General features: G+C 59.3%; 20 protein-coding genes. 9 read left to right on the top strand and 11 right to left on the bottom strand.

Features of this window, described 5'->3' with window-relative positions; translation table 11 throughout:
• The first annotated feature begins 91 nt into the window (after nt 1-91).
• Entirely contained in the window at nt 92-1735 is a 1644-nt protein-coding gene (locus QO005_RS00650; RefSeq protein WP_307156045.1) for a tannase/feruloyl esterase family alpha/beta hydrolase, read from the top strand.
• A 66-nt stretch (nt 1736-1801) separates the two neighbouring features.
• On the opposite strand, the gene QO005_RS00645 is transcribed toward QO005_RS00650, so the two are convergent.
• Both QO005_RS00645 and QO005_RS00640 read right to left on the bottom strand, forming a co-directional pair.
• Nucleotides 1802-2821, bottom strand: coding sequence for a GlxA family transcriptional regulator (locus tag QO005_RS00645; protein WP_307156044.1), 1020 nt, complete (start codon nt 2819-2821; stop codon nt 1802-1804).
• Between the two features lie 279 nt (nt 2822-3100).
• Nucleotides 3101-3307: a hypothetical protein gene (locus tag QO005_RS00640; RefSeq protein WP_307156043.1), complete on the bottom strand. Its 207-nt coding sequence runs from the start codon at nt 3305-3307 to the stop codon at nt 3101-3103.
• 202 nt (nt 3308-3509) lie between these two features.
• On the opposite strand from QO005_RS00640, the gene QO005_RS00635 reads away from it, so the two are divergent.
• Together QO005_RS00635 and QO005_RS00630 are read left to right on the top strand one after the other, a co-directional pair.
• Nucleotides 3510-4418, top strand: a complete 909-nt coding sequence (locus QO005_RS00635) for a LysR family transcriptional regulator (protein WP_370877993.1) — start codon at nt 3510-3512, stop codon at nt 4416-4418.
• A gap of 70 nt (nt 4419-4488) precedes the next feature.
• Nucleotides 4489-5880 (top strand): cytochrome P450, encoded by a 1392-nt coding sequence (locus QO005_RS00630; protein ID WP_370877975.1) that lies wholly within the window; start codon nt 4489-4491, stop codon nt 5878-5880.
• A gap of 152 nt (nt 5881-6032) precedes the next feature.
• Here the strand turns inward: QO005_RS00630 and QO005_RS00625 are convergent, their stop codons facing one another.
• Entirely contained in the window at nt 6033-6824 is a 792-nt protein-coding gene (locus QO005_RS00625; RefSeq protein ID WP_307156040.1) for a formyl transferase, read from the bottom strand.
• Nucleotides 6825-6994: 170 nt separating this feature from the next.
• On the opposite strand from QO005_RS00625, the gene QO005_RS00620 reads away from it, so the two are divergent.
• Entirely contained in the window at nt 6995-7153 is a 159-nt protein-coding gene (locus QO005_RS00620; protein WP_307156039.1) for an entericidin domain-containing protein, read from the top strand.
• 116 nt (nt 7154-7269) lie between these two features.
• Nucleotides 7270-7434, top strand: a complete 165-nt coding sequence (locus QO005_RS00615; RefSeq protein WP_307156038.1) for a hypothetical protein — start codon at nt 7270-7272, stop codon at nt 7432-7434.
• Between the two features lie 6 nt (nt 7435-7440).
• Here the strand turns inward: QO005_RS00615 and QO005_RS00610 are convergent, their stop codons facing one another.
• Nucleotides 7441-8154, bottom strand: coding sequence for an AAA family ATPase (locus QO005_RS00610; protein WP_307156037.1), 714 nt, complete (start codon nt 8152-8154; stop codon nt 7441-7443).
• 241 nt (nt 8155-8395) lie between these two features.
• Between QO005_RS00610 and QO005_RS00605 the strand changes: the two genes are divergently transcribed.
• Complete coding sequence (locus QO005_RS00605) at nt 8396-9151, top strand: phosphodiester glycosidase family protein (protein ID WP_307156036.1); 756 nt, start codon at nt 8396-8398, stop codon at nt 9149-9151.
• Here the strand turns inward: QO005_RS00605 and QO005_RS00600 are convergent, their stop codons facing one another.
• From QO005_RS00600 to QO005_RS00590, 3 genes are read right to left on the bottom strand one after another with little or no spacing between them, the layout of a single operon-like run.
• Nucleotides 9152-10870 carry an O-linked N-acetylglucosamine transferase, SPINDLY family protein gene (locus QO005_RS00600; RefSeq protein WP_307156035.1) on the bottom strand — a complete coding sequence of 573 codons (1719 nt, stop codon included), beginning with the start codon at nt 10868-10870 and terminating at the stop codon, nt 9152-9154.
• Between the two features lie 7 nt (nt 10871-10877).
• Nucleotides 10878-11225: a hypothetical protein gene (locus QO005_RS00595; RefSeq protein WP_307156034.1), complete on the bottom strand. Its 348-nt coding sequence runs from the start codon at nt 11223-11225 to the stop codon at nt 10878-10880.
• A gap of 51 nt (nt 11226-11276) precedes the next feature.
• Nucleotides 11277-13025 (bottom strand): O-linked N-acetylglucosamine transferase, SPINDLY family protein, encoded by a 1749-nt coding sequence (locus QO005_RS00590; protein ID WP_307156033.1) that lies wholly within the window; start codon nt 13023-13025, stop codon nt 11277-11279.
• Nucleotides 13026-13240: 215 nt separating this feature from the next.
• Here QO005_RS00590 and QO005_RS00585 point away from each other — a divergent pair, with 215 nt between their 5' ends.
• Nucleotides 13241-14260: a hypothetical protein gene (locus tag QO005_RS00585; RefSeq protein WP_307156032.1), complete on the top strand. Its 1020-nt coding sequence runs from the start codon at nt 13241-13243 to the stop codon at nt 14258-14260.
• Nucleotides 14261-14366: 106 nt separating this feature from the next.
• Here QO005_RS00585 and QO005_RS00580 read toward each other — a convergent pair whose 3' ends face one another.
• The 3 genes from QO005_RS00580 to QO005_RS00570 form a co-directional block, all read right to left on the bottom strand.
• Nucleotides 14367-15434: a quaternary amine ABC transporter ATP-binding protein gene (locus QO005_RS00580; RefSeq protein WP_307156031.1), complete on the bottom strand. Its 1068-nt coding sequence runs from the start codon at nt 15432-15434 to the stop codon at nt 14367-14369.
• 54 nt (nt 15435-15488) lie between these two features.
• Nucleotides 15489-16403, bottom strand: a complete 915-nt coding sequence (locus QO005_RS00575; RefSeq protein ID WP_307156030.1) for an ABC transporter permease — start codon at nt 16401-16403, stop codon at nt 15489-15491.
• Between the two features lie 184 nt (nt 16404-16587).
• Nucleotides 16588-17586 (bottom strand): ABC transporter substrate-binding protein, encoded by a 999-nt coding sequence (locus QO005_RS00570; protein ID WP_307156029.1) that lies wholly within the window; start codon nt 17584-17586, stop codon nt 16588-16590.
• Nucleotides 17587-17709: 123 nt separating this feature from the next.
• Here QO005_RS00570 and QO005_RS00565 point away from each other — a divergent pair, with 123 nt between their 5' ends.
• Together QO005_RS00565 and QO005_RS00560 are read left to right on the top strand one after the other, a co-directional pair.
• Nucleotides 17710-17895 carry a hypothetical protein gene (locus tag QO005_RS00565; protein ID WP_307156028.1) on the top strand — a complete coding sequence of 62 codons (186 nt, stop codon included), beginning with the start codon at nt 17710-17712 and terminating at the stop codon, nt 17893-17895.
• A 139-nt stretch (nt 17896-18034) separates the two neighbouring features.
• Nucleotides 18035-19489 carry a cobyric acid synthase gene (locus QO005_RS00560; RefSeq protein WP_307156027.1) on the top strand — a complete coding sequence of 485 codons (1455 nt, stop codon included), beginning with the start codon at nt 18035-18037 and terminating at the stop codon, nt 19487-19489.
• A gap of 43 nt (nt 19490-19532) precedes the next feature.
• On the opposite strand, the gene QO005_RS00555 is transcribed toward QO005_RS00560, so the two are convergent.
• Nucleotides 19533-20243, bottom strand: coding sequence for a phosphatase PAP2 family protein (locus QO005_RS00555; protein ID WP_307156026.1), 711 nt, complete (start codon nt 20241-20243; stop codon nt 19533-19535).
• Between the last annotated feature and the right edge of the window lie 6 nt (nt 20244-20249).

Below are 20249 nucleotides of genomic sequence, written 5' to 3'. Positions count from 1 at the left end.
GCGCCGTGCACAAACGCGTGTCCTGTGAAAATCCAGGTTTGACAAATTCCATTCGGCGGTGATTTTCTTCCAGCGTATTTTGGAGGAGTTCATGCTTAAATCTATGACTGGCGCAGCCTTGCTGTCGCTTGCTTTTCCTTGCCTTTCCTATGCCGCCACTTGCGAAGACATTGCCGCGGAAGGCAACCATCCCAAGGGGATGACCATCACCACGGCCCAGTCCAAACCGCAGGGCGATGCCGATACCAAGATTGCCTATTGCCTTGTGCAGGGGCAGGTGGCGCCGCATCAGGGCATCGATGGGCGCGCCTATGCCATCCATTTTGAAATGCGCCTGCCGGATCAGTGGAACGATCGTTTCGTGCATCAGTTCAATGGCGGCAATGATGGCAAGGTGCTTCCCGCAACCGGGCCGCTGCTGGGGGGCAACAAGGCCGATACCGCGCTCAGCCGCGGTTATGCGGTGGTCTCCAGCGATGCGGGCCACGATGAAAAGGCTTTTGCCGACAAGGGATTGGCCGGCGGTGCTGCCTTCGGCTTCGATCCGCAGGCCCGCAGTGACTATGGTTATGGCGCGGTCGAGAAGCTCAATCCGCTGGCCATGGCGCTGGTCGAGCAATATTACGGCAAGAAGATTGCCTATCGTTACGGTATCGGCGGATCGAATGGCGGTCGCCACGGCTTGATGGCAGCCACCCGCCTGCCGGATCAGTTCGACGGTATTCTCGTTGGCTATCCCGGCATGAACCTTCCGCGCGCCGCCATCCAGCATGCCTGGGACGTACAGTCCTGGTCCAGTGTCGATAACGACATTACCAAGGCCTTCAGCCCGGCAGATATGGCCTTGCTGGCCAAGGCCATTGTCAAGGCCTGCGATAAGCTCGACGGGCGGGAGGATGGTCTGGTGGGTGACGCTGCGGCCTGCCAGAAGCAGTTCAATATTTCCAGCCTGCAATGCAGCGGCGACAAGACCGCAGATTGCCTGAGCAAGCCGCAGATCGACGCCCTGCGCAAGAGCCATGCAGGCCCCAGCGACAGCAAGGGCAAGGCACTTTACAGCAGCTGGATCTGGGATCCGGGCATGGCCTCGCGCAATTGGCGCGGCTGGAAGCTGGAAAGCCAGGTTGCTCCCTGGCAGAACAAGCCGATCATCGCAGTCATGGGGGCGGCTTCGCTCTCGCAGGTCTTCACCACGCCGCCGACCGATCCGGGCAAGGATCCCGATTCGCTGATCGCCTATTTGCGCAGCTTCGATTTTGACAAGGATGCGCCGAAGATCGATGCGAAGACAGATGTTTTCAAGGAATCCGCCGTGGATTTCATGATCCCGCCCGGTACGGATAATCCGCGTCTTTCCGCCTTTGCCAAGGCGGGGCACAAAATGATCGTCTTTCACGGCAATGCCGATCCGGTATTTTCCGTGGTCGATACCGAGCGCTGGTATGACCGGCTGAACCGTAATCATCATGGCAAGGCGGGCGAGTTTGTGCGTTTCTACGCCATTCCCGGCATGCCGCATGGCGCAGGCGGTCCGTCCTATGACGATTTCGATTTCTTCTCGCCGCTGGTGGACTGGGTGGAGAAGGGCAAGGCCCCTGAGGGCGTCAAGGCCACGAAAACCGCAGGCAATGCCGAGGCTGCCGCGCTTTCGGCGCCGGATTACCTCTATTGCCCCTATCCGAAGGTGGCGCGGCCTAAGGGCAAGTCGGCTGACGCTGGTCTAGCCTGCCGATAAAGCGGGTATGCATCATGAAAAAAACTGGCCGGAAAACTCCGGCCAGCTTTATTTTGGTGATTATGTTCAAGCCGCCACGGCTGCCCGGTTGCTGGCCGCGCCCAGCTTGCGCTCGGCCCGCTCTTGCTGCGGTGAGCGGCCAAAGAGCTCGCGGTAGCATTTGGAAAAATGCGAGGCGGAGACGAAGCCGCAGGCCACGGCCACTTCCACCACCGGCATCGAGGATTGCACCAGCAGATGACGGGCGCGGTCGAGGCGGATTTCCAGATAATAGCGGGCAGGGGAGCGGCCCATTTCCTGCCGGAACAGCCGTTCGATCTGGCGGCGGGAGAGATCGACCTGATCGGCGATTTCCAGAAGCGACAGCGGCTCGGAAAGGTTGGCTTCCATCAATTCGATGATCTGCAGCACCTTGTTGTTCTGCACGCCAAGACGGGCGCGCAGCGGCAGGCGCTGGCGATCATTGGCAGCGCGGACGCGGTCCGTCAGATGCTGCTCGCAGACACGGTTGACCAGCGCTTCGCCAAAATCCTGGCCGATCAGATTGAGCATCATGTCAAGAGAGGCGGTGCCGCCGGCGCAGGTGTAAAGATTGCCGTCCACCTCATAGAGATCGGCATAGACTTCCGCCTGCGGGAAGGCTTCCGAGAAGCCCGGCAGGTTTTCCCAATGGATGGCGCAGCGCTTGCCGTTGAGCAATCCGGCCTGCGCCAGCACATGTGCGCCGGTACAGAGGCTGCCGATGGCCACGTTGCGGTTATAGGCTTCGCGCAGCCATGCATTGACGGATTTGTTGTTGAAGTCTTCCACATAGACGCCCGAACAGACGATGGCCATGTTCGGCCGGTTTTCACCGGAGAGAAAGCGCCGCTCATCGGCCAGCGAGGTGTTCACCTCTATGCTGATGCCGGAAGAGGAGGAAACCTTTTCCCCGTCCGTGGAGGCAAGCCGCCATTCATAGGCATTGTAGCCCAGCATGCGGTTGGCGATGCGCAGGGTTTCGATGGCTCCCGCAAACGGCAGAAGCGTGAAATTGGGAACGAGAAAAAATACGATACTGCGTTTCGTGGAAGGGGTTTTGCTCATCTCGACACCGTGCTCTTGACAGAAGCCAAAGGTTGCGCGGATTTCGCAGCCCTGATGGCTCAAAAGCGACAATAGCATGAGCTATAACGCCATCAACGGCTACCCGGGGTTTTTTACAGACCTTTTATGGTGATGATTGTCGCCATGGCTGAAAAATAAGCGGAAACAGCGGGTAATGACTGCTTTTTCATCGGTTTTTGAAGCTTTTAAAAGCAAACGGCGCCTGCCGCTGGATCGGCAAGCGCCGCTTTTTGATCAAATTTCATACGCGCTACCGTCTTATCGTTCGCCAGCCGGCCAGCCGATGTCCTTCAGCGTTTCCGGGGCAAGCGACTGAATGGCGCGTTCCGTTGCCCGGCGTTCCCGCCGCGCACGATAGCTCAAGAGAGCCCGCAGGAACCATTCCTTGCCTGCCGCAAAGATGGTGGCTGCAAAGGATGACCGGCGTTGCCGGGAAAGGGAATAGGGGCTGCTGATCAAGGCCATGGGATATCCTCCTTCGGTGTTGGGTTTGCCTTTCCATGCGTGATGCCTGATAAATATCCATCACAAAAGCGAATGTTTTTGATGTCTGTCATCGCTTGTCGTGATGTCAGGTTGTTTTCACGAGCTGGATTGTCTGCCGCCTTTGACATTCAGGCAAACGAAATGATATGAAGGAATGGTACAGAAAAATTGAAGGTGGATGATGACATCCTTTCAGCGCCCAAGCCTGCCGCTTCTCGAAAACGACGTATTGCGCACCTTTGTTGCCATCTCCGAAACCCGCAGCTTCACCCAGGCTGCGGAGCAGGTTTTCCGCACGCCCTCGGCGGTATCCATGCAGATCAAGAAGCTGGAGGAGCAGCTTGGCGTGCCTCTGTTCCGCCGCGATGCGCGCTCGGTGTCCCTGACGCCGCACGGAGATCTGCTGTTGAGCTATGCCAAGCGCATGCTCTCGCTGAACAACGAGGCGGTCTCGCGCTTCCTGACACCGGAAATGAGTGGCGTGGTCCGGCTCGGCGCGCCGGATGACATTGGCGAACTGCTGCTGCCGGGCATTCTGACCCATCTTGCCGAGACCTGGCCGCAACTGGCCATCGATGTCACCATCGACAACTCCATGCCGCTGCGGCGTGCGGTGGAGGAGAAGCGGCTGGATTTGACGCTGTTCAATTTTCTGGATGGCATGGCCAGCGATCCCTCGCTTACCATCATGCGGGAAAAGCTGGTCTGGGCGGGCAAGAAGCATGGACAAGCACATCTGAAGACGCCCCTTCCGATCTCTGTGTGGAATGAGGGCTGCGTCTGGCGGGTGCGGGCGCTGGAGGAATTGACGAAGCAGGGCCGGGAATTCCGGATTGCCTATTTCTGCGGCCACCGCATGGGCCAGGTCGCGGCGATCAAGGCGGATATCGCCGTGGCGCCGCTGGCGCGTTTCCTGTTGCAGGATGACATGATGGAACTGACGGAGCGCGACGGTCTTCCCGATCTCGGCACTTACGACATCGGCCTTGCAACACGCGACGACGCCCCCCAGCCCGTCAAGGCCGTTGCGGATTACGTGCGCTGCGTGCTGGGCGACAAGAGCGTCACCTCGGAGTTTCTGGCGGCCTGATATTCCGCTGCCTGCATTGAAACGCCTTAATCGATTTCTACATGTAGCGGGTCGATCAAGGGAGATGCCGATGACTGTGCAGCAAAGTTTCGAAATCTCGCCGCAAAGCCCTGGCGTGGTTTCCAGTCGTCGATCGCCCCTTCTCACCATTGCGCGGTTGATCCGAAATCCGCTGGAAGCCATCCCGCCGGAAGTTTTTGTGCATCCGCTGGTCTATGCGGAATTCGGCAACGCCCCGCGCCTCTATATCTCCGATCCGCATCTCATCCATGAAGCGTTGGTGAAGAACAGCGCCTCGCTCAGCAAGGGCGAGGATGTGCGCCGCGCTTTGGGTCCCGCCCTTGGCGACGGCTTGCTGACAGCGGATGGCGCACACTGGAAATGGCAGCGCCAGGCTGTGGCCTCCGCCTTTCAGTGGGAAAAGCTCAAGAGCTTCCTGCCCACCATGATCGATGCCGCAGAGCGACGCCGCGATCTGTGGGCGCTTTCCCATGACAGCGCTCTCGATATCGGCCACGAGATGATGCAGACCACCTTTGATATCATCGTTGAAACCATGATGTCGGGGCGCAACAACATTGATGTCGAGGCGGTTGAACGCAGCGTCAGCGATTATCTGGAGCCGAGCAGTTGGGTGGTGGCGCTCGGGCTTTTGAAAGCGCCGGAATGGGTGCCCTATCCGGGCAAATCCCGGGCGGGAGCTGCCGTGACCTATCTGCGCCAGGCCATGCGCACCATGCTGGAAAAGCGTCGGGCAAACCCGGATTCGCGCGATGACCTCGTGGCCATGCTATTGAATGCCCGTGACCCGGAGAGCGGACAGTCGATGGATGACGATCAGATCATCGACAATCTGATGACCTTCATGACAGCAGGCCATGAAACGACGGCGCTGGGTCTTGCCTGGACCTTCCATCTCCTTTCCCGGCATCCGGAGATCGAGCAGCAGGTCTGCCGCGAAATTCATGAGGTGGTCGGCAAGGGTTCGGTCCAGCCCGAGCATATCGACCAACTGACTTATACCAAGCAGGTCTTCAACGAGGCCATGCGGCTTTACCCGCCAGCCCCGATCATCGTGCGCACGGTGGAAAAACCCTTCCGTCTGGGAGAGCATCTGCTGCCGAAGGGTCTGGTGCTGCTCATCCCCATTTACGCCATTCACCGCCATCAGGCGCTGTGGGATGAGCCGTTGCGCTTCGATCCCTCCCGTTTTAGCGAGGAAGAAGCGAAGGGCCGTCACCGCTATGCCTTCATGCCCTTCGGTGCGGGGCCGCGTGTCTGCATCGGCAGCGCCTTTGCCACCATGGAAGCGGTGACCATTCTGGCTGTGCTGCTGCAGCGCTTCCGTCTGCAATCCGTCGGGGATGAAAAGGTGGAGCCGCTGATGCGCATCACGCTTCGCCCGAAAAAGCGGCTGTTCATGCGATTTTCCGAGCGGCCACCTTTCTGTGCCATATCCTGAAGAAGGTTCTTACAGTCCGTCCAATAATCGCCGCTGGCCGTCTGCAAATGGCAATTTCTGCGCTTCCGGTACTCACGTACGTTAAGTACGCTCCGTTCCGGTTCTCGAAATCACCATTTTCGCCAGGCCAGCAGCAATTCTTGAACAGACTGTTACCAGATACCTTTGCTCACGCCGTTCCAAACCCAGGCCCAGAGCGTCGGCGGAAACCGCAGGGCAGAGGGGCCGGATGCGGGCTTGGGCCTCAGGTTTCCAGTCAAGGCATCCTCAATCGCCTGACAGACACTGGGCAGGGCAGCGGCGGTGAGCAGCATTGGATAGGTGGAGAGGAAATCTCCGGCAGCGGGTTCTGTCCGCGCTTCATAAAGCGTTTCCCCCGTATCGGTTCCGGCATCGACGAGGTGGATCGTTGCGCCGAAATTCTCTCTGTCGCCCAGAACCAGCGACCAATAGCCGCCCATCTGGCCGCGATAGATCGGGTTGATCCCTGCATGCAGGTTCAGTACCGGGCAGGGCATGGCAGCCAGCATGCTGCGGGTCATCAGTCTGGTGCTGACAAGCAGGATGACGGCAGGCTGAAGGGCCGTGACAGCCTCCAGCGTTTCCGGCGCATTGATGCTGCGCACCGAGGTGACGGGCAGGGTAGTATTGAAACGTGGATCGGCACCGTGCTGTTGGCAGATCGCTTCCATCCTGCGGCCTGCCGCTCGGCGCAGCAGCTTGGCGGCGGCCATGGTGGCTAACTGCCCGGCCGCTTGCAGCCGCCCAAGGCGTTTTGCTCTTCGACGGAATATCTCGCCCTTGCCTTCCGGCTCCTCGATCAGCACCTGCACGGCATCGAAACGCTGTGCCAGCGCATTGATCACCATCCACGGATTGGGGCCTCCGGCAGTCATCACCAGGATAGGGCTTTTGACCGGTGATGGGAGGGCATCAGTGCTCATCTCGATCTCCTTTTGAGAGACGAGCTTTATCGCAAGAGGTTAAATTCCTCCTACAGCGCCATGCGCCATATATGCCGCACAAAGTCGCTGCCTTGTTTTGAACTTTTTTCGTTCAGCCGCGTTGTTCCATTCGCAAAGCACGCCCTGTGCATCAAAAAGAGGATTGGGATATGAACTCGAAGAAACTTGCCGCCGCCGCTGCCGTGTTGATGGCTGTCGCCACTCTGTCATCTTGCGGCAACACGATCCGTGGTATGGGTAAAGATGCTGCAAACACGGTGAATGCGACCGAGGATGCTGGCCATCGGGTCAAGCGGGCTGCACAGTAAGCATGCATCCACGCGCCGCATGAGGCCAAGCAAAGGACGTGCCGCCGGACCAACCGCGCGGCGCGCCAAAAAAAGGGTGAACGCGTAGTCTTTCGGTGAAGATGAGGGAGGCAATCATGTCACTCACCAGTCTGGCGAAGCTCAGTGCAGCCTATATGTTCGTTGTCATGGCCTCGGCCTTGGCCCATACGGCGTTTCAGGCGCAGCCAACCCATATGGCCGGTAATCTGGTTCAGGAAGCGGGCCAGAGCGCAAACGGCAATACCGTCGCGCTCCAGTAGACGCCATCAGGCCGCTTTTTTCACAGCCGCTGCCTTTTTGACTGAAGGCGTGCGAACGGCCTTTTGCGGCACCAAAGCTAAAATTTCATCCGTCAGGCGCTCGGCGTTTTCAATCGCCTTTTTGACGTTGCTGACTTCGCTTTCCTTCAGCCCATGCAACAGACCGCCCTTATCGAAAATATCGCGATAGGCGGCGCGCTCGGTAATAGCCGTCGCCAGCACCGGAATGCGAAGTTCGCCAAGAAATTCCCGTGCGGCATGAAGAGCCCTGGTGGTAACGGCAGCGTTGACGCGGGTGAGCACCACGGAATGCGGGATTTTGACCTGGCAGCGCAGATCGAGTTCTTTCAGCAGGTCCAGAACTTCCGCCGCACCTGCGGCATCCATGGCGCAACCCTGCACCGGAATGAGCACATGATCTGCAAGCCCCACGGCCTTGGCCAGCAAGGCATCATGCGACGATGGCAGATCGATCAGGACCTGCCCGCCCTTTTTCTTCGCCTTGGCCACCACATCTTCAATGTCGTCTTCGCAGGCTGGCAGGACGGAAAGGCCCTTTATTTCCTCGGAAATATCCAGCCAGCGGCTGATCCAGCGGCGCGGGTCGGCGTCGACTATCGTCACGCGCTGGCCGCGGCGCACAAGATCGGAGGCCACGAGCAGAACGGCAGTGGTCTTTCCGGCACCACCCTTGGTATTGGCAAATGTGATCAAAGGCATGATGAAAGATCCCTTACGGAGGTGGAGGGGTTATTTTTCGCATGTCATTCTCGCAAAACCCCTGCGCGTTCTGGGAGATATACCCAGGGGTCTCGCCCGCATGTTCTTGAAATCGCTGTCATGAATCGGCGACATAAGGATGATTGTTAAGGAAAAGTTAAAATTGTAAAGATCGGTTACTTGACCTAAGGTAAGTGGTGCGTGACCTGTCAGGAAACGACGCTTCTCACATGAGATGAATATGCATCGATATTTGTTTGTTATTGCTATTCTTTCTTTGTTTTTAAGTGCGGCGCAGATTTCTTCTGCGGAGCTTGCGCCAAGCTGTGGAGACGAAGTCTGGCAGGGTGCAACCTATACGATTTGCCGTTTTGATCCGGCGAAGGAAACCATCCGGATCTATAATAAGCGCACGGACGGCACGCCTTACGGCAATTTCGATTCGCTCATTCAGGGGCTCTGGCAGGAGCATCACATCCTCACCGTCGCGATGAATGGCGGCATGTATGAGGACGATCTTTCGCCTGCCGGTCTGTTCATGGAATATGGCCAGATCCGTCACCCCGCTAACCTGAGGGATGGCTGGGGCAATTTTCATCTGAAACCGAATGGTGTGTTCTATGTGGCCGCAGACAAGGCAGGCGTGATGGAGACCTCTGCCTTTCTGGCGCAGGTTGGCCGGGCCGATTTCGCCACCCAATCCGGCCCGATGCTGGTCATCGATGGCAAGATCCATCCGCGCTTTCTGCCCGATAGCGACAGCCTGAAGATCCGCAACGGGGTCGGCGTGGACGTTAACGGGCAGGTCTTTTTCGCCATCAGCCAGGGCCCTGTGCGCTTCTTTGACTTTGCCACGTTGTTTCGCGACAGGCTGAAGACGCCGAATGCGCTTTTTCTCGACGGCAGTATTTCCAGCCTCGCAATCCCGGAGCAGGGACGCATCGATCGCGGCTTTCCCCTTGGCGTCATCATCGCCGTCATCGGCACGCGGCCCTGATCAGGGTTGGAATGGCTCAGTCCGTACCGGCAGGGCAGGCACATCGAAGGCGGCCGGGGCCAGGCCCGCCCGCTGCCGCTCCACCATCATCTCATAGGCCCGCTCCAAATGGCGGGTAAAACGCTCGGTATCGAAAAGCGGCGCCATGAAACGATTGGCCTCAATCTTTTTTCGCAGGGCCAGACGTTTTGCCGTGTCCGTTGCAAGCTCTATCGCCAGCGCTTCATAGCCGGCCTCATCCTCTGCCAAGAGTTCCGGGACATTCAGCGCGCTGAGCAGGCTTTCGGAAACACGGGAGGCGAAATTGCTGCCCCTGCGGGCAATGACTGGCAGGCCTGCCCAAAGCGCATCGGACGTGGTGGTGTGGCCATTATAGGGATGGCTGTCCAGCGCGAGGTCTGCGGCCCTGAGCCGTGCGATGTGGCTGGCATAATTGGCGCGGGTGGCGAAAGCCACCTGATGCGAAGCCACGCCGTGAGCGTCCAGAAATGTCAGAATATTGCGCTGCGCCACCGCATCACCGCACATCATCCACAGTACGGCATTCGGCACCGACCTCAAAATGGTTGCCCAGGAGCGCAGCGTTGCAGCGTTCAGTTTGCGGATGCCGTTGAAGGAGGCAAGGATGAGCGCCTCTTCCGGCAGGCCGAGTTGCGAGCGTAAAGTCGCCTCGGGCAAAGGGCGCAGAAAGGCATCGTTTGACTGGTAGCACTCCGGCAATCGGCAGAAGGCTTCGTGGTAATGCGGCTGCATGCCATCGGCCAGCACGATCCGGTCTCCGATGACATAGTCGCAATCAATGCCGTAAGCGCTGCCCGGAAAGCCAAGATAGGCCGCCTGGACCGGCGCAAGCCCGCGATTGACCAGATCGACACGAGCATCGCGTGTATGGCCCTTCAGATCGACGAGAATATCGATGCCGCGGGCACGGATCACCTCTGCGGCGCTCTCGTCATCAAGATCGGTGATAGAGACGAGATTGGGACAGGATGTGCGAAAGCCCTGATCGGTCGCGGCCACATCCGGATCGGTATAGCAGAACAGCGTCACATCGAACCGCGCCGGATCGTGGCTGGCCAGCACACCGCGAAACAGAATCATGGTGGCATGCTGGTCGGAGACATCATTGCTGAGATAACCGATACGGATGCGCTCTGCCCACGCATGCGGCATGGCCCGGCGCGCGCTGCGGCTTTCCGCCGTAAAGGCCGTTCCCGTCGGCATGCGCCGGTTCAGCCCGTTCAGCGCCTCATCGGCGCACCACATGATGTGTTCGTGCGGATCGTCCACCAGAAAGGCCTGGGGAGCGCCGCGCTGCATCAGGGCTAGCAACTCGGCATCACCTGCCTCGATCTCGTCCAGATAGGCCTGTTCCCGCAACAGACGGCGGAAGGTGGTCAGACTTTCGACATCAAAGGGCCGCATCGCCTGCGAGCGGCGCATCAGCGCCAGGGCAGCTTCCTTCTGATGAAGATTGAAAAGCAGCCGCGCCGCCATCAGCAGAAGGGTCGGCGCTTCTGCCTGATGCACATCGGCAGCCTTTTCATAGTAGTGCGCAGCCTCCGCATTTCGCTCGAGCTTGACGCTCGCCTGGGCCGCCATAAGCAGCAGCGCCGGATGCGGTTTGGGAGAGCGCAACAGAGGTGCTGCAAGCGTCAGGCAGTGATCATAGGCGCCATTTCGATAGGCTTGTACGACCTTTTGAAAGGCGTCCGTCATCGGCTTCCTATACCTTTGCCTTGGGATAGGCGCGTTCCAGGCCGCCGGAGCGTTTCAGCCCCTGCTGAAAGGCCTGATAGGCCGGTTCCTGGCTGGATTTGGCAATTTCCATCAGCCTTACCTGCACCCGGCCCGGGGCCTCGTTGCCCAGCCACTCGCCGCACCGTTCCAGTTTCAGCGAGTTCAGGAAACGCGATTTCGCAGCCGCATCGAGATAGGCGAAAACGCCTTCGGCCAGGGCTTCATCCTGCTGCGGATTCTCGAAAAGCAGCTTCAGGAAGGACTGATCGGCTTCGCCAAGAGCGGCAAGCTTATCGGCGACGGTCTGGCGATCGGGAAAGGGCGATGACGACATGGATGCTCTCATAATAGGCAGATATTGGATGTAGGAAACCAACTAAGGCCGCTAAGCTTGAGCCGGGCTTGCCCTTTCGCCAATGGAAAAGGGCGTGCTGCGCGGCGGCTCGGCAGGCACGGCAAAGTCGGCGGGTTCCAGGCCCTGGCGGGCGCGTTCGATCATCATGGAGAACGCTTTTTCCAGGTGCCGGGCCATGCGTTCGCTATCGAACAGCGGCATGAGTCGCCGGTTGCGGCGCAGCTTTTCGCGAATCTCCAGCCGCTTTTGCCCGTTCTGCGCCAGCTGAACGGCACGGGCGACGAAATTTTCCTCGTCGTGCGCCACCAGTTCGGGTAGGCCCACGGCGCGGAGCAGGCTTTCGGAAACGCGCGAGGCAAAATTGCTGCCCTGTCTGGTCAGAACCGGCAGGCCCATCCAGAGCTGCTCCGAGGTTGTCGTGTGGCCACTACAGGGGAAGGTGTCCAAGGCCAGATCGGAGGCGGGCAGCGCGGCGAGATGATCGAGATGGGACAGTGTCGGTCTGAAGACGATCCGGCTCGTATCGACGCCAGCTCTGGACACGGCGCCCAGAAACCGGGCATTCGCGCCATCATCGCCGCCCAGAAGGTAAAGCAGACTGTCCGGCACCGCCTTCAGCACCCGCATCCACAGGTCGAAGGTTTCCGGGGTGATCTTGCGGATGGTGTTGACGGAGGAAAACACCAGACGGTCTTCCGGCAATCCCAGCGCAGCGCGGCTGAGGGGCGGTGGCAGGGGGCGATACACCATATCGTTGGGCTGATAGCTTTCCGGCAAAAGACAGAAAGCCTCATGATAATAAGGCCTGCTTGAGGGGGGCGTGACGACGGCATCCGAGAGAATATAGTCGCAATCAATGCCCCGCGCCGAACCGGGAAAGCCGAGATAAGCCACCTGAATCGGTGCCGGACCGCTATTGACCAGATCGATCCAGGCGCCACCGGTATGGCCTTTGAGATCGACAAGAATATCCACCCCCTGCGCCCTGATCAGCCGATGCGCGTCTTCGGTGGAAAGATCCTTGAGATCAACGATCCGCCCGGCATGGCGCTGGCGAAAGCCCTGGTCAGCCCGTTTCAATGCCTGTGGCGTATAGCAGAACAGCGTAAAATCGATCGCCTCGGGATCGTGAAAATCCAGAACACCCTGAAGCAGTTGGATCGTCGCGTGGCAATCGGAAAGATCGTTGGAAAGATAGCCGACGCGGGGCCGTGCGCCGAAGACATGCGGTCTGGCGCGGCGTCTCAGCCGGTCTTCTTCACGATAGGGCTTGCCGCCCTGCATGCGGGTGACGGCGCGATTGAGAGCTTCGTCTCCGCACCAGTAGAGGTTTTCAAGCGGGTTTTCGATGGCTGCGGCAAAGGCATCGCCCGCCGCAAGGGCGGCGCGAAGGCTGGCATTGGAGACGCGCGCCTCATCCACATCCAGCCGGCGATGCAGGCAATGGCGATAGACAGCTGCCGCGTCAGCATTCTGCGGATCGAGCGCCAGCAGAGCCTTGGCGTAATCGAAGGCATCGCGGGCGCGGTCGGCCTTCAGCATCAGCGAGAGGGCCAGGGACAGCATCAGCTTGCGATCCGCTTGCGGGTCATCGGCTGCGCGCGCAAAGAGATGGGCCGCCGCTTCCGCTTCGCCAAGCTTGGTCTTGGATTGCGCCAGAAGCAGAAGTGCCTGCAAGGAAAGAGGGGTGGCAGCGTCCTCGGCCAGAAGAAGGTTTGCCGCTTCTGCATGCCGGTTGCTGCGATAGAGTTCCGCGGCCTGCGCGATCACCTTGGACATTTCGTCTCGATTCCCCTGCTGTCGGGGCCATTTGTGGTGCTGGCGCTGGCGCGAGCCTTGCGCTCCCCTTCTGCCCTTGGTTGACTTTGTTGGTCTCACAGCAAAGTCTGGGCGAATAAACGGAATCACTTGCCTTCGCATCTTGCTTAAATACGTTCTCTGGACATGCGGAAAACCGGTTCCTACTGTTTTGATGATTGCCTGTTGGAGACCTCATGCCGCAACTGACCGTCTGCCTGATCAGCCCCCGCGATTTTACCGCAGCACATCCATCCATCGATCAGGCGCTGGCCTTCGCAGCCGCGCGGGATGCGTTGCTGGTGCTGGCCGATCTGGCGGGCGATCCGCAAAAGGCGGCCTATGCGCAGGAAAAGGGCGAGGGCCGGGTTCGGACCCTGTCCGGCGATACACTGAGCGGCGCACTTCTTGCCGCAGCGCAGGCTGCCGAGACGCCATTCGTCTTCATCGCTACCGATGGTGATCGCCTGTCAGCCGATCCCACAGCCATGCCCTTCGATCTTGAAGACCTGCCTTTCGACCATATCGGCGTCCTCCCAATGCTGGAAGAGGTCATCGGGGCGGGTGAGAACCCTGCAAGGCTCTCGATTGTTCTTAATCAGGCCGCGCCGGGCGAGCGGCTTGCAGCCTATGCCGGAGCGCTGCCGCCCGGTCATCCGGGCCTTCATGCCATCTGGCGGCGAGAGCCGCTGATCGCGGCGCTCGATCTGTTCCACCGCATGCACCCCACCAGGGGCGCCTACGCCTTGCCGGCGCTTTCGCTGGCGTTGATTGCTTCGGCGAAAATGGCTGAGGATCGCTCCATCGTCTATCATCGTGCTGCCGATGGCTGGGCAAGTGCGCCTGATATCGAAGCGTCCCGCCGCCAGCAGTTCGAAGCAGCGGGGCTGCCGGAGCAGGCGGCCCGCTATCGAAACCTGTTCCGCTATCTCGATCTCTTTATTCTGGTGAACAAGGCAGGCTCGCCGCTTTCCATTGACGAGCGGCAGCGGCTGGGCACCGATATTTCCAATCTGTTTCTCGGCGCTTTCATCCGCGATGTCGCTGACAATGCCGAAGCCTATGACAGCTCGATCATCGATATGGCGCAGATGGCATTGGAGGAGGCCGACAATTTCAACCGCTTCCAGATCGGCATGGTGATGGCCGATCGCGCCATGCCCGGCCTCAAGGACCGCTACGTGGCTTTCGTTCAGGCTGCCGTTTCCGGCACCTGAACGAAACATATTATCTCAAGGCAAAGATGCATCCGCATCTTCGCCTTGAGATATGCGGAAATGGAATACGAACTGTCATTTTCAATGATTTTTCGTAGGTCCGGTTTTATTCAGCCGCAAGCGCCATGGGCGGCGCGGTCCTGTTGACCATGGCGCCGACGATGCCGGAAAGATCGATGGTGCCGATGATTTTTCCGGTCTTGTCGGTTACGTGGGCGGCGCTCACTTCGCTTTCCACCATGGCTCTGGCAGCGGTTTCCAGCGTCGTTGCGCCCCTCAGCTTGAGATGGGAGGAGAGCGTGCGCGGTTGGCTCATGATGGTGGAAATGCGGATCACCCGGCCTCGATTGACCTCGCGTACGAAGGCGGAAATGTAATCATTGGCGGGGTTCAGCACGATGTCCTGACCGCTGCCCTGCTGCACCACTTCGCCATCGCGAAGAATGACGATCTTGTCACCCAGCCGCAGCGCTTCATCCAGGTCATGGGTGATGAAGACCACGGTCTTCTTCAATTCGTCCTGAAGGTCCAGCAGCATGGTCTGCATATCGACGCGGATCAGCGGGTCCAGTGCTGAATAGGCCTCGTCCATCAGCAGGATATCGGCATCATTGGCCAGCGCCCGCGCCAGCCCGACACGCTGCTGCATGCCGCCGGAAAGCTGGTTGGGATAGTGGTCCTCATAGCCGTTCAGGCCAACGCGTTCCAGCCAGTAGCGGCCCGTCTTCACACTTTCACTGCGCGGCACGCGCTGGATGTCCAGGCCGTAAACGGCGTTTTCCATAACGGTACGGTGGGGCAGAAGGCCGAACTTCTGGAACACCATCGCCGTCTTGCGGCGGCGGAAGTCTCTGAGCGCCGAAGGCGTCATGCGGCAGACATCGTCGCCGTCATAGAGCACCTCACCCGCCGTCGGCTCGATCAGGCGATTGATGTGGCGGATGAGCGTCGATTTGCCCGAGCCGGAAAGGCCCATGACCACGGTGATTTCCCCGCCGGGCATGGAGATGTTGATATCGCGCAGGCCGATGACATGGCCGGTATCACGATTGAGCTCGGTCTTGCCGATGCCGTTTTTCGCCGCCTCCAGATGCCGGTCCGCCTGTGGACCGAAGATCTTGTAGAGATTGCGGATTTCAATGCCCTGGCTCGAGCGGTTTTCAGTCTTGTTCATGCCGTTTCTCCGCGCCGGGTTGAAAGGATCGGGTGAAGGTGTGCAGCAAGGCAATCATCCATGCACCACCTCCGTATGCTTCTGCAGACGGCGGCCATAGGCCTGGCTGGCGCGGTCGAAAATGATGGCGATGGCGACGAGCGCAAACCCGTTGAGGAAGCCCACCGTGAAGAACTGGTTGGTAATCGCCTGCAACACGTTCTTGCCCAGACCGCCCACGCCAATCATCGAAGCGACGACCACCATGGCCAGCGACATCATGATCGTCTGGTTGATGCCGGCCATGATATTGGGCAGTGCCAGCGGCAATTGCACATTGAAAAGCTTCTGGGTGGACGAGGAGCCAAAGGCATCCGCCGCTTCCAGCGCTTCCCTGTCCACCAGCCGGATCCCGAGATTGGTGAGACGGATAATCGGTGCGACGGCATAAATCACCACGGCAATCAGCCCCGGCACCTTGCCGATGCCGAAAATCATCACCACCGGAATGAGATAGACGAAGCTCGGCATGGTCTGCATCACGTCCAGCACCGGGTTGAACACCGTCTGTGCCCGGTCGGAACGCCCCATCCAGATGCCGAGCGGAATGCCGATGACGACGGCGCAAAGCGTGCAAACGGTCACCATGGCCAGTGTCACCATGGTGTCTTCCCAGAGACCGACAAAGCCGATCATCAAAAGCGCTGCCGCCGTGCCCAGCGCAATTTTCACATTGCGGCTCAGGGCCAGCACGATCAGCGCAAAGGCCAGGATCACCAGAAACCAGGGGCTGTCGGTAAAGAGATGCTGCAGCCAGTTCAAAAACCATTGCAGTGGTCGGGTCAGCGTATCGAGTATATCGCCATAAGAGCGGACGAAGCTTTTGAAACCGTTGTCCACCGTCTGGCGGAAGCTGCGCATGATGCCGCTATCGATTTCCGGAAAGCGGCAGAGTGCATGCGGCAGAAAAGTGCAGAGTGCAGAAGCCATATGCATTCCTTTCTCTGAGGTGCTCCGGCTGGGCGATGATGGCGCCACCCGGATATTTTGAAAAACAGGAACCCTTATCTGCGCCGGGATGGGCGCAGATCCGAATTTGTTCGGAGGTCCGTGACCGGTTGTCGGTCAGGGCAGGGCGTCGAATGTGGACTCTATCGTCCGGATTCGCCTCTGATTAAAGCTCCGCCTTGACCTTCTCCGCCACCTCGGGCGAGACCCATTTGGTCCAGACGTCCGGGTAGGTCTTCAGGAAATATTCGGCGGCTTCCTCGTTATCGGCCTGGTTTTCGCTCATCCAGGCCAGTACCTTGCCGATGGTTTCGTTATCCCACTGGCGCTGCTTGACGTAATCCATGGCAACGCCCGCCTTTTCGGCGAATTTCTTCGTGACGACCGTATAGACATCGGTGACCGGATAGTCGTTGACCTTGGGATCGGTGCAATCGGCCACCGAGGTGCAGCGGTCCCACTCGGCCTTGTCGAAGGCGACCGGCATGCTGAGCTTGACCATTTCATATTTGCCAATCACCGGCGTCGGCGCCCAATAATAGCCAAGCCAGCCTGCCTTCTTCTCGAAAGCATTGGCAATGGAGCCGTCCAGAGCCGCAGCCGAACCGCTATCGACCAGCGTAAAGCCCTTGTCCGAGGCTTTCAGCGCCTTGTAGAGATTGTTGGTGGTGATCTGGCAGGCCCAGCCAGAGGGGCAGTTCATGACTGCGCCCTTGGAGGGATCTTCCGGCGCCGGGAAGAGTTCCGGGTGCTTGAGGGCGTCTTCCACCGTCTTGATATCCGGATGGGCATCGGCCACGAATTTCGGGATCCACCAGCCTTCGACACCGCCATCCTTGAGGATCGCCGCCGCCTTGATCAGGCGACCTTCCGAAACGGCATCGGCCAGCGGTTTCTGAATGGTGTTGACCCAAAGTTCCGGCGCCAGATCCGGCTCGCCCTTCTCGTTCATCGAGGTGAAGGTCGGCATGGTATCGCCGGTGACCATGTTCACATCGCAGCCATAGCCTTCCTGCAGGATGAACTTGTCGACATAGGCGGCCACGCCCGCCGAGGCCCAGTTCATTTCCGCTATGGAAACGTCACCGCATTCCGCTGCCTGCGCCGAGCCTGCAAGTCCATAGACCCCGGCGGCGAGAATGGTGGAAAGGAACAGGTTTTTCATATCGGTCTATACCCCTTTTTGAATGTGTGCCCTTCTGGACCCCGAGCCGGTTTCCGCACGCGCGGATCAGGTTGCAAACCGGCTGCAAACTTTGCCCGAAACAATGGAAGGAGCAGGTGCTCCTTGCGGATGAGAAAGGAACGGGCGGGAAATATTTTTCTCTTTGCGACGCCGGGAACCTACGGAATTTCGTCGGAAGATCAACCTCTTTGTGGAAATTTTTTGAACAATATGTCGCAAATGAGCTATGCGTGGGGCGGGCACGTAAAAGAATTGGCCGGTAATTTTGCCGGGTTTCCAGGCGGTTGAAACTCTGGTGGTATGGTCCCCTCGGCATTGCGCTCCCGTCCCTGGCCATTATAACTCCCCAATCATGTAACGCTTCTTCTTCTTCCCTGTTCCATGGGAAGGGAAGGATTTTCTAAAGCAGACTCACAAGGGATACGGTATGGCGCGCAAGGTGATGTTGCAGGGAACGGGATCGGATGTCGGAAAGACAGTTCTGGTCGCCGGTCTTTGCCGTCTGGCGCGTCTTAAGGGGCTTTCCGTCAGGCCATTCAAACCGCAGAACATGTCCAATAATGCCGCCGTCACCGATGACGGCGGCGAAATTGGCCGGGCGCAGTGGCTGCAGGCGCTGGCCTGTCAGGTGCCTTCTTCGGTGCACATGAATCCCGTACTTTTGAAGCCGCAAACCGAGACCGGAAGCCAGATCGTCGTGCAGGGCCGGGTCTTCGGTCAGGCGGCCGGGCGGGATTACCAGCGGCTGAAACCGCAATTGCTGGCCTCGGTTCTGGAAAGCTTCGAGGAGGTCAGCCGGGGGGCGGATCTTGTCATCGTCGAAGGGGCTGGCTCTCCCGCCGAAATCAACCTGCGCGCCGGTGACATTGCCAATATGGGCTTTGCGACCCGCGCCGATGTGCCGGTGGTGCTGGTGGGGGATATTGATCGCGGCGGCGTCATTGCCTCGCTTGTCGGCACCCATAAAGTGCTGCCGGAGGAAGACCGGCGCATGGTGCAGGGCTATCTGATCAACAAGTTTCGCGGCGACCAATCCTTGTTTGCCGATGGGATTACCGCCATCGAGGCGCATACCGATTGGCCCTGTTTCGGCATCGTGCCGTGGCTAAAGGCTGCGGCGCGGTTGCCCTCGGAGGATTCGGTGGCGCTGGAGCGGTTGACGCGGCAGAGGGAGGGCGCGCTGAAGATTGCCGTGCCGGTTCTTTCCCGCATCGCCAATTTCGATGATTTCGATCCGCTGGCTGCCGAACCTGCCGTGGAGCTTCACTATGTGCGCCCCGGCGAACGGCTGCCATCGGATGCCGCGTTGGTCATCCTGCCCGGGTCGAAATCCACCATTGGCGATCTGGAGGATTTGCGCGCCCAGGGCTGGGATCAGGATCTTGCCCTGCATTTGCGCCGCGGCGGGCGCATCATCGGCATTTGCGGCGGCTATCAGATGCTGGGCCGCACCGTGGCCGATCCGCTGGGGCTGGAAGGCGCGCCGCGCATGGTGGCGGGCCTTGGGCTGCTGGATGTCGAAACGGAAATGGCTCCGGAAAAGACGGTGCGCAACAGTCAGGCGCATTCGCTGGAGTTCGATGTGGACCTGACCGGCTATGAAATTCACCTCGGCCTGACCACCGGGCCGGATTGCGACCGGCCAGCGCTTGCCATCGAGGGCAGGGCGGACGGCGCCTGTTCGGCGGATGGGCGGATCATGGGCACCTACCTGCACGGGCTCTTTGCCAATGATGCCTATCGCACCGCCTTGCTCAGAAGCTTCGGTGTGAGCGACACCACGGAAAATTACCGCGCTGGCGTCGAAGCCGCACTGGATGACGTGGCGCGGGAGTTGGAAAGCGTGTTGAGCCCGCGTTTCCTGGAAATGCTGTTTGGGTAATACGAAGAGGCATTGAAAATGGCAGTTCGTATAAGGCCCGATATCACTCTTCCGGCGCTTGGGAGCGGCGATTTTTATTCAGGTAATCGGCAATCAGCCAGACGATCAGTGCCCAGGCGCTGCCCACTGTCCAGCCGGCCATGACATCGGTGGGCCAGTGCACACCAAGAAAAATCCGGCTGATACCGATCAAGAGCGTCAGAAAGACGCCGCAGCCGAAGACAAAGGCGCGCAGCCGCCAGTTTGGCTGGCTTCTGGCCAGCATCGCACCGAGCGTCAGATAGGTGATTGCGGACATCATGGCATGGCCGCTCGGGAAGCTCATGGTCTGCACTTCCACCAGATGCGGCACCACGTCTGGCCGGGCGCGAGAAAACAGCAGCTTCAGACCCGTTTCCGCCGCAGCCCCCAGAGACATCGCCAGCGCAATCAGCGCCGCATTGCGGTATTTGCCCGCCGCCACGAGATAAAGCACGGAAAGCACCGTTACCAGCGTGATGATGGTAAAGCCGCCAAGGCTGGTCATGTCGCGCACGGAATTGATCAGCCAGGGCGGACCGACGGATTGCGAGAGATCGCTGTTATTGCGGAGCGCCAGCAAAATGGCACGGTCGAAGGCGTGGGAATCCTGATCGAACACATCCTCTGCCAGCTTGCCAAACAAAAGCAGCAAACCCGCCACAAGCGCCAGGCTCGCCAGAAGCTTCGGCTCCAGCCGGTTTCTGATACTGAGAAGGTCGAGCAGGCGTTCCATCGATTC

It is taken from the genome of Allorhizobium paknamense (assembly GCF_030815125.1).
GTDB classification, from domain to species: Bacteria; Pseudomonadota; Alphaproteobacteria; order Rhizobiales; family Rhizobiaceae; genus Allorhizobium; species Allorhizobium paknamense.
The sequence above is the reverse complement of the archived record's forward strand: the minus strand, read 5'-3'. Positions and strand labels throughout refer to the sequence as shown.

Bases quoted from the DNA above. Each gene is read 5' to 3' on its own strand.
- QO005_RS00635 (WP_370877993.1), top strand. From the start codon at position 3,510: ATGACATCCTTTCAGCGCCCAAGCCTGCCGCTTCTCGAAAACGACGTA.
- QO005_RS00620 (WP_307156039.1), top strand. From the start codon at position 6,995: ATGAACTCGAAGAAACTTGCCGCCGCCGCTGCCGTGTTGATGGCTGTC.
- QO005_RS00650 (WP_307156045.1), top strand. From the start codon at position 92: ATGCTTAAATCTATGACTGGCGCAGCCTTGCTGTCGCTTGCTTTTCCT.
- QO005_RS00610 (WP_307156037.1), bottom strand. From the start codon at position 8,154: ATGCCTTTGATCACATTTGCCAATACCAAGGGTGGTGCCGGAAAGACC.
- QO005_RS00625 (WP_307156040.1), bottom strand. From the start codon at position 6,824: ATGAGCACTGATGCCCTCCCATCACCGGTCAAAAGCCCTATCCTGGTG.
- QO005_RS00575 (WP_307156030.1), bottom strand. From the start codon at position 16,403: ATGGCTTCTGCACTCTGCACTTTTCTGCCGCATGCACTCTGCCGCTTT.
- QO005_RS00570 (WP_307156029.1), bottom strand. From the start codon at position 17,586: ATGAAAAACCTGTTCCTTTCCACCATTCTCGCCGCCGGGGTCTATGGA.
- QO005_RS00645 (WP_307156044.1), bottom strand. From the start codon at position 2,821: ATGAGCAAAACCCCTTCCACGAAACGCAGTATCGTATTTTTTCTCGTT.
- QO005_RS00640 (WP_307156043.1), bottom strand. From the start codon at position 3,307: ATGGCCTTGATCAGCAGCCCCTATTCCCTTTCCCGGCAACGCCGGTCA.
- QO005_RS00585 (WP_307156032.1), top strand. From the start codon at position 13,241: ATGCCGCAACTGACCGTCTGCCTGATCAGCCCCCGCGATTTTACCGCA.
- QO005_RS00595 (WP_307156034.1), bottom strand. From the start codon at position 11,225: ATGTCGTCATCGCCCTTTCCCGATCGCCAGACCGTCGCCGATAAGCTT.
- QO005_RS00600 (WP_307156035.1), bottom strand. From the start codon at position 10,870: ATGACGGACGCCTTTCAAAAGGTCGTACAAGCCTATCGAAATGGCGCC.
- QO005_RS00580 (WP_307156031.1), bottom strand. From the start codon at position 15,434: ATGAACAAGACTGAAAACCGCTCGAGCCAGGGCATTGAAATCCGCAAT.
- QO005_RS00560 (WP_307156027.1), top strand. From the start codon at position 18,035: ATGGCGCGCAAGGTGATGTTGCAGGGAACGGGATCGGATGTCGGAAAG.
- QO005_RS00555 (WP_307156026.1), bottom strand. From the start codon at position 20,243: ATGGAACGCCTGCTCGACCTTCTCAGTATCAGAAACCGGCTGGAGCCG.
- QO005_RS00605 (WP_307156036.1), top strand. From the start codon at position 8,396: ATGCATCGATATTTGTTTGTTATTGCTATTCTTTCTTTGTTTTTAAGT.
- QO005_RS00590 (WP_307156033.1), bottom strand. From the start codon at position 13,025: ATGTCCAAGGTGATCGCGCAGGCCGCGGAACTCTATCGCAGCAACCGG.
- QO005_RS00630 (WP_370877975.1), top strand. From the start codon at position 4,489: ATGACTGTGCAGCAAAGTTTCGAAATCTCGCCGCAAAGCCCTGGCGTG.
- QO005_RS00615 (WP_307156038.1), top strand. From the start codon at position 7,270: ATGTCACTCACCAGTCTGGCGAAGCTCAGTGCAGCCTATATGTTCGTT.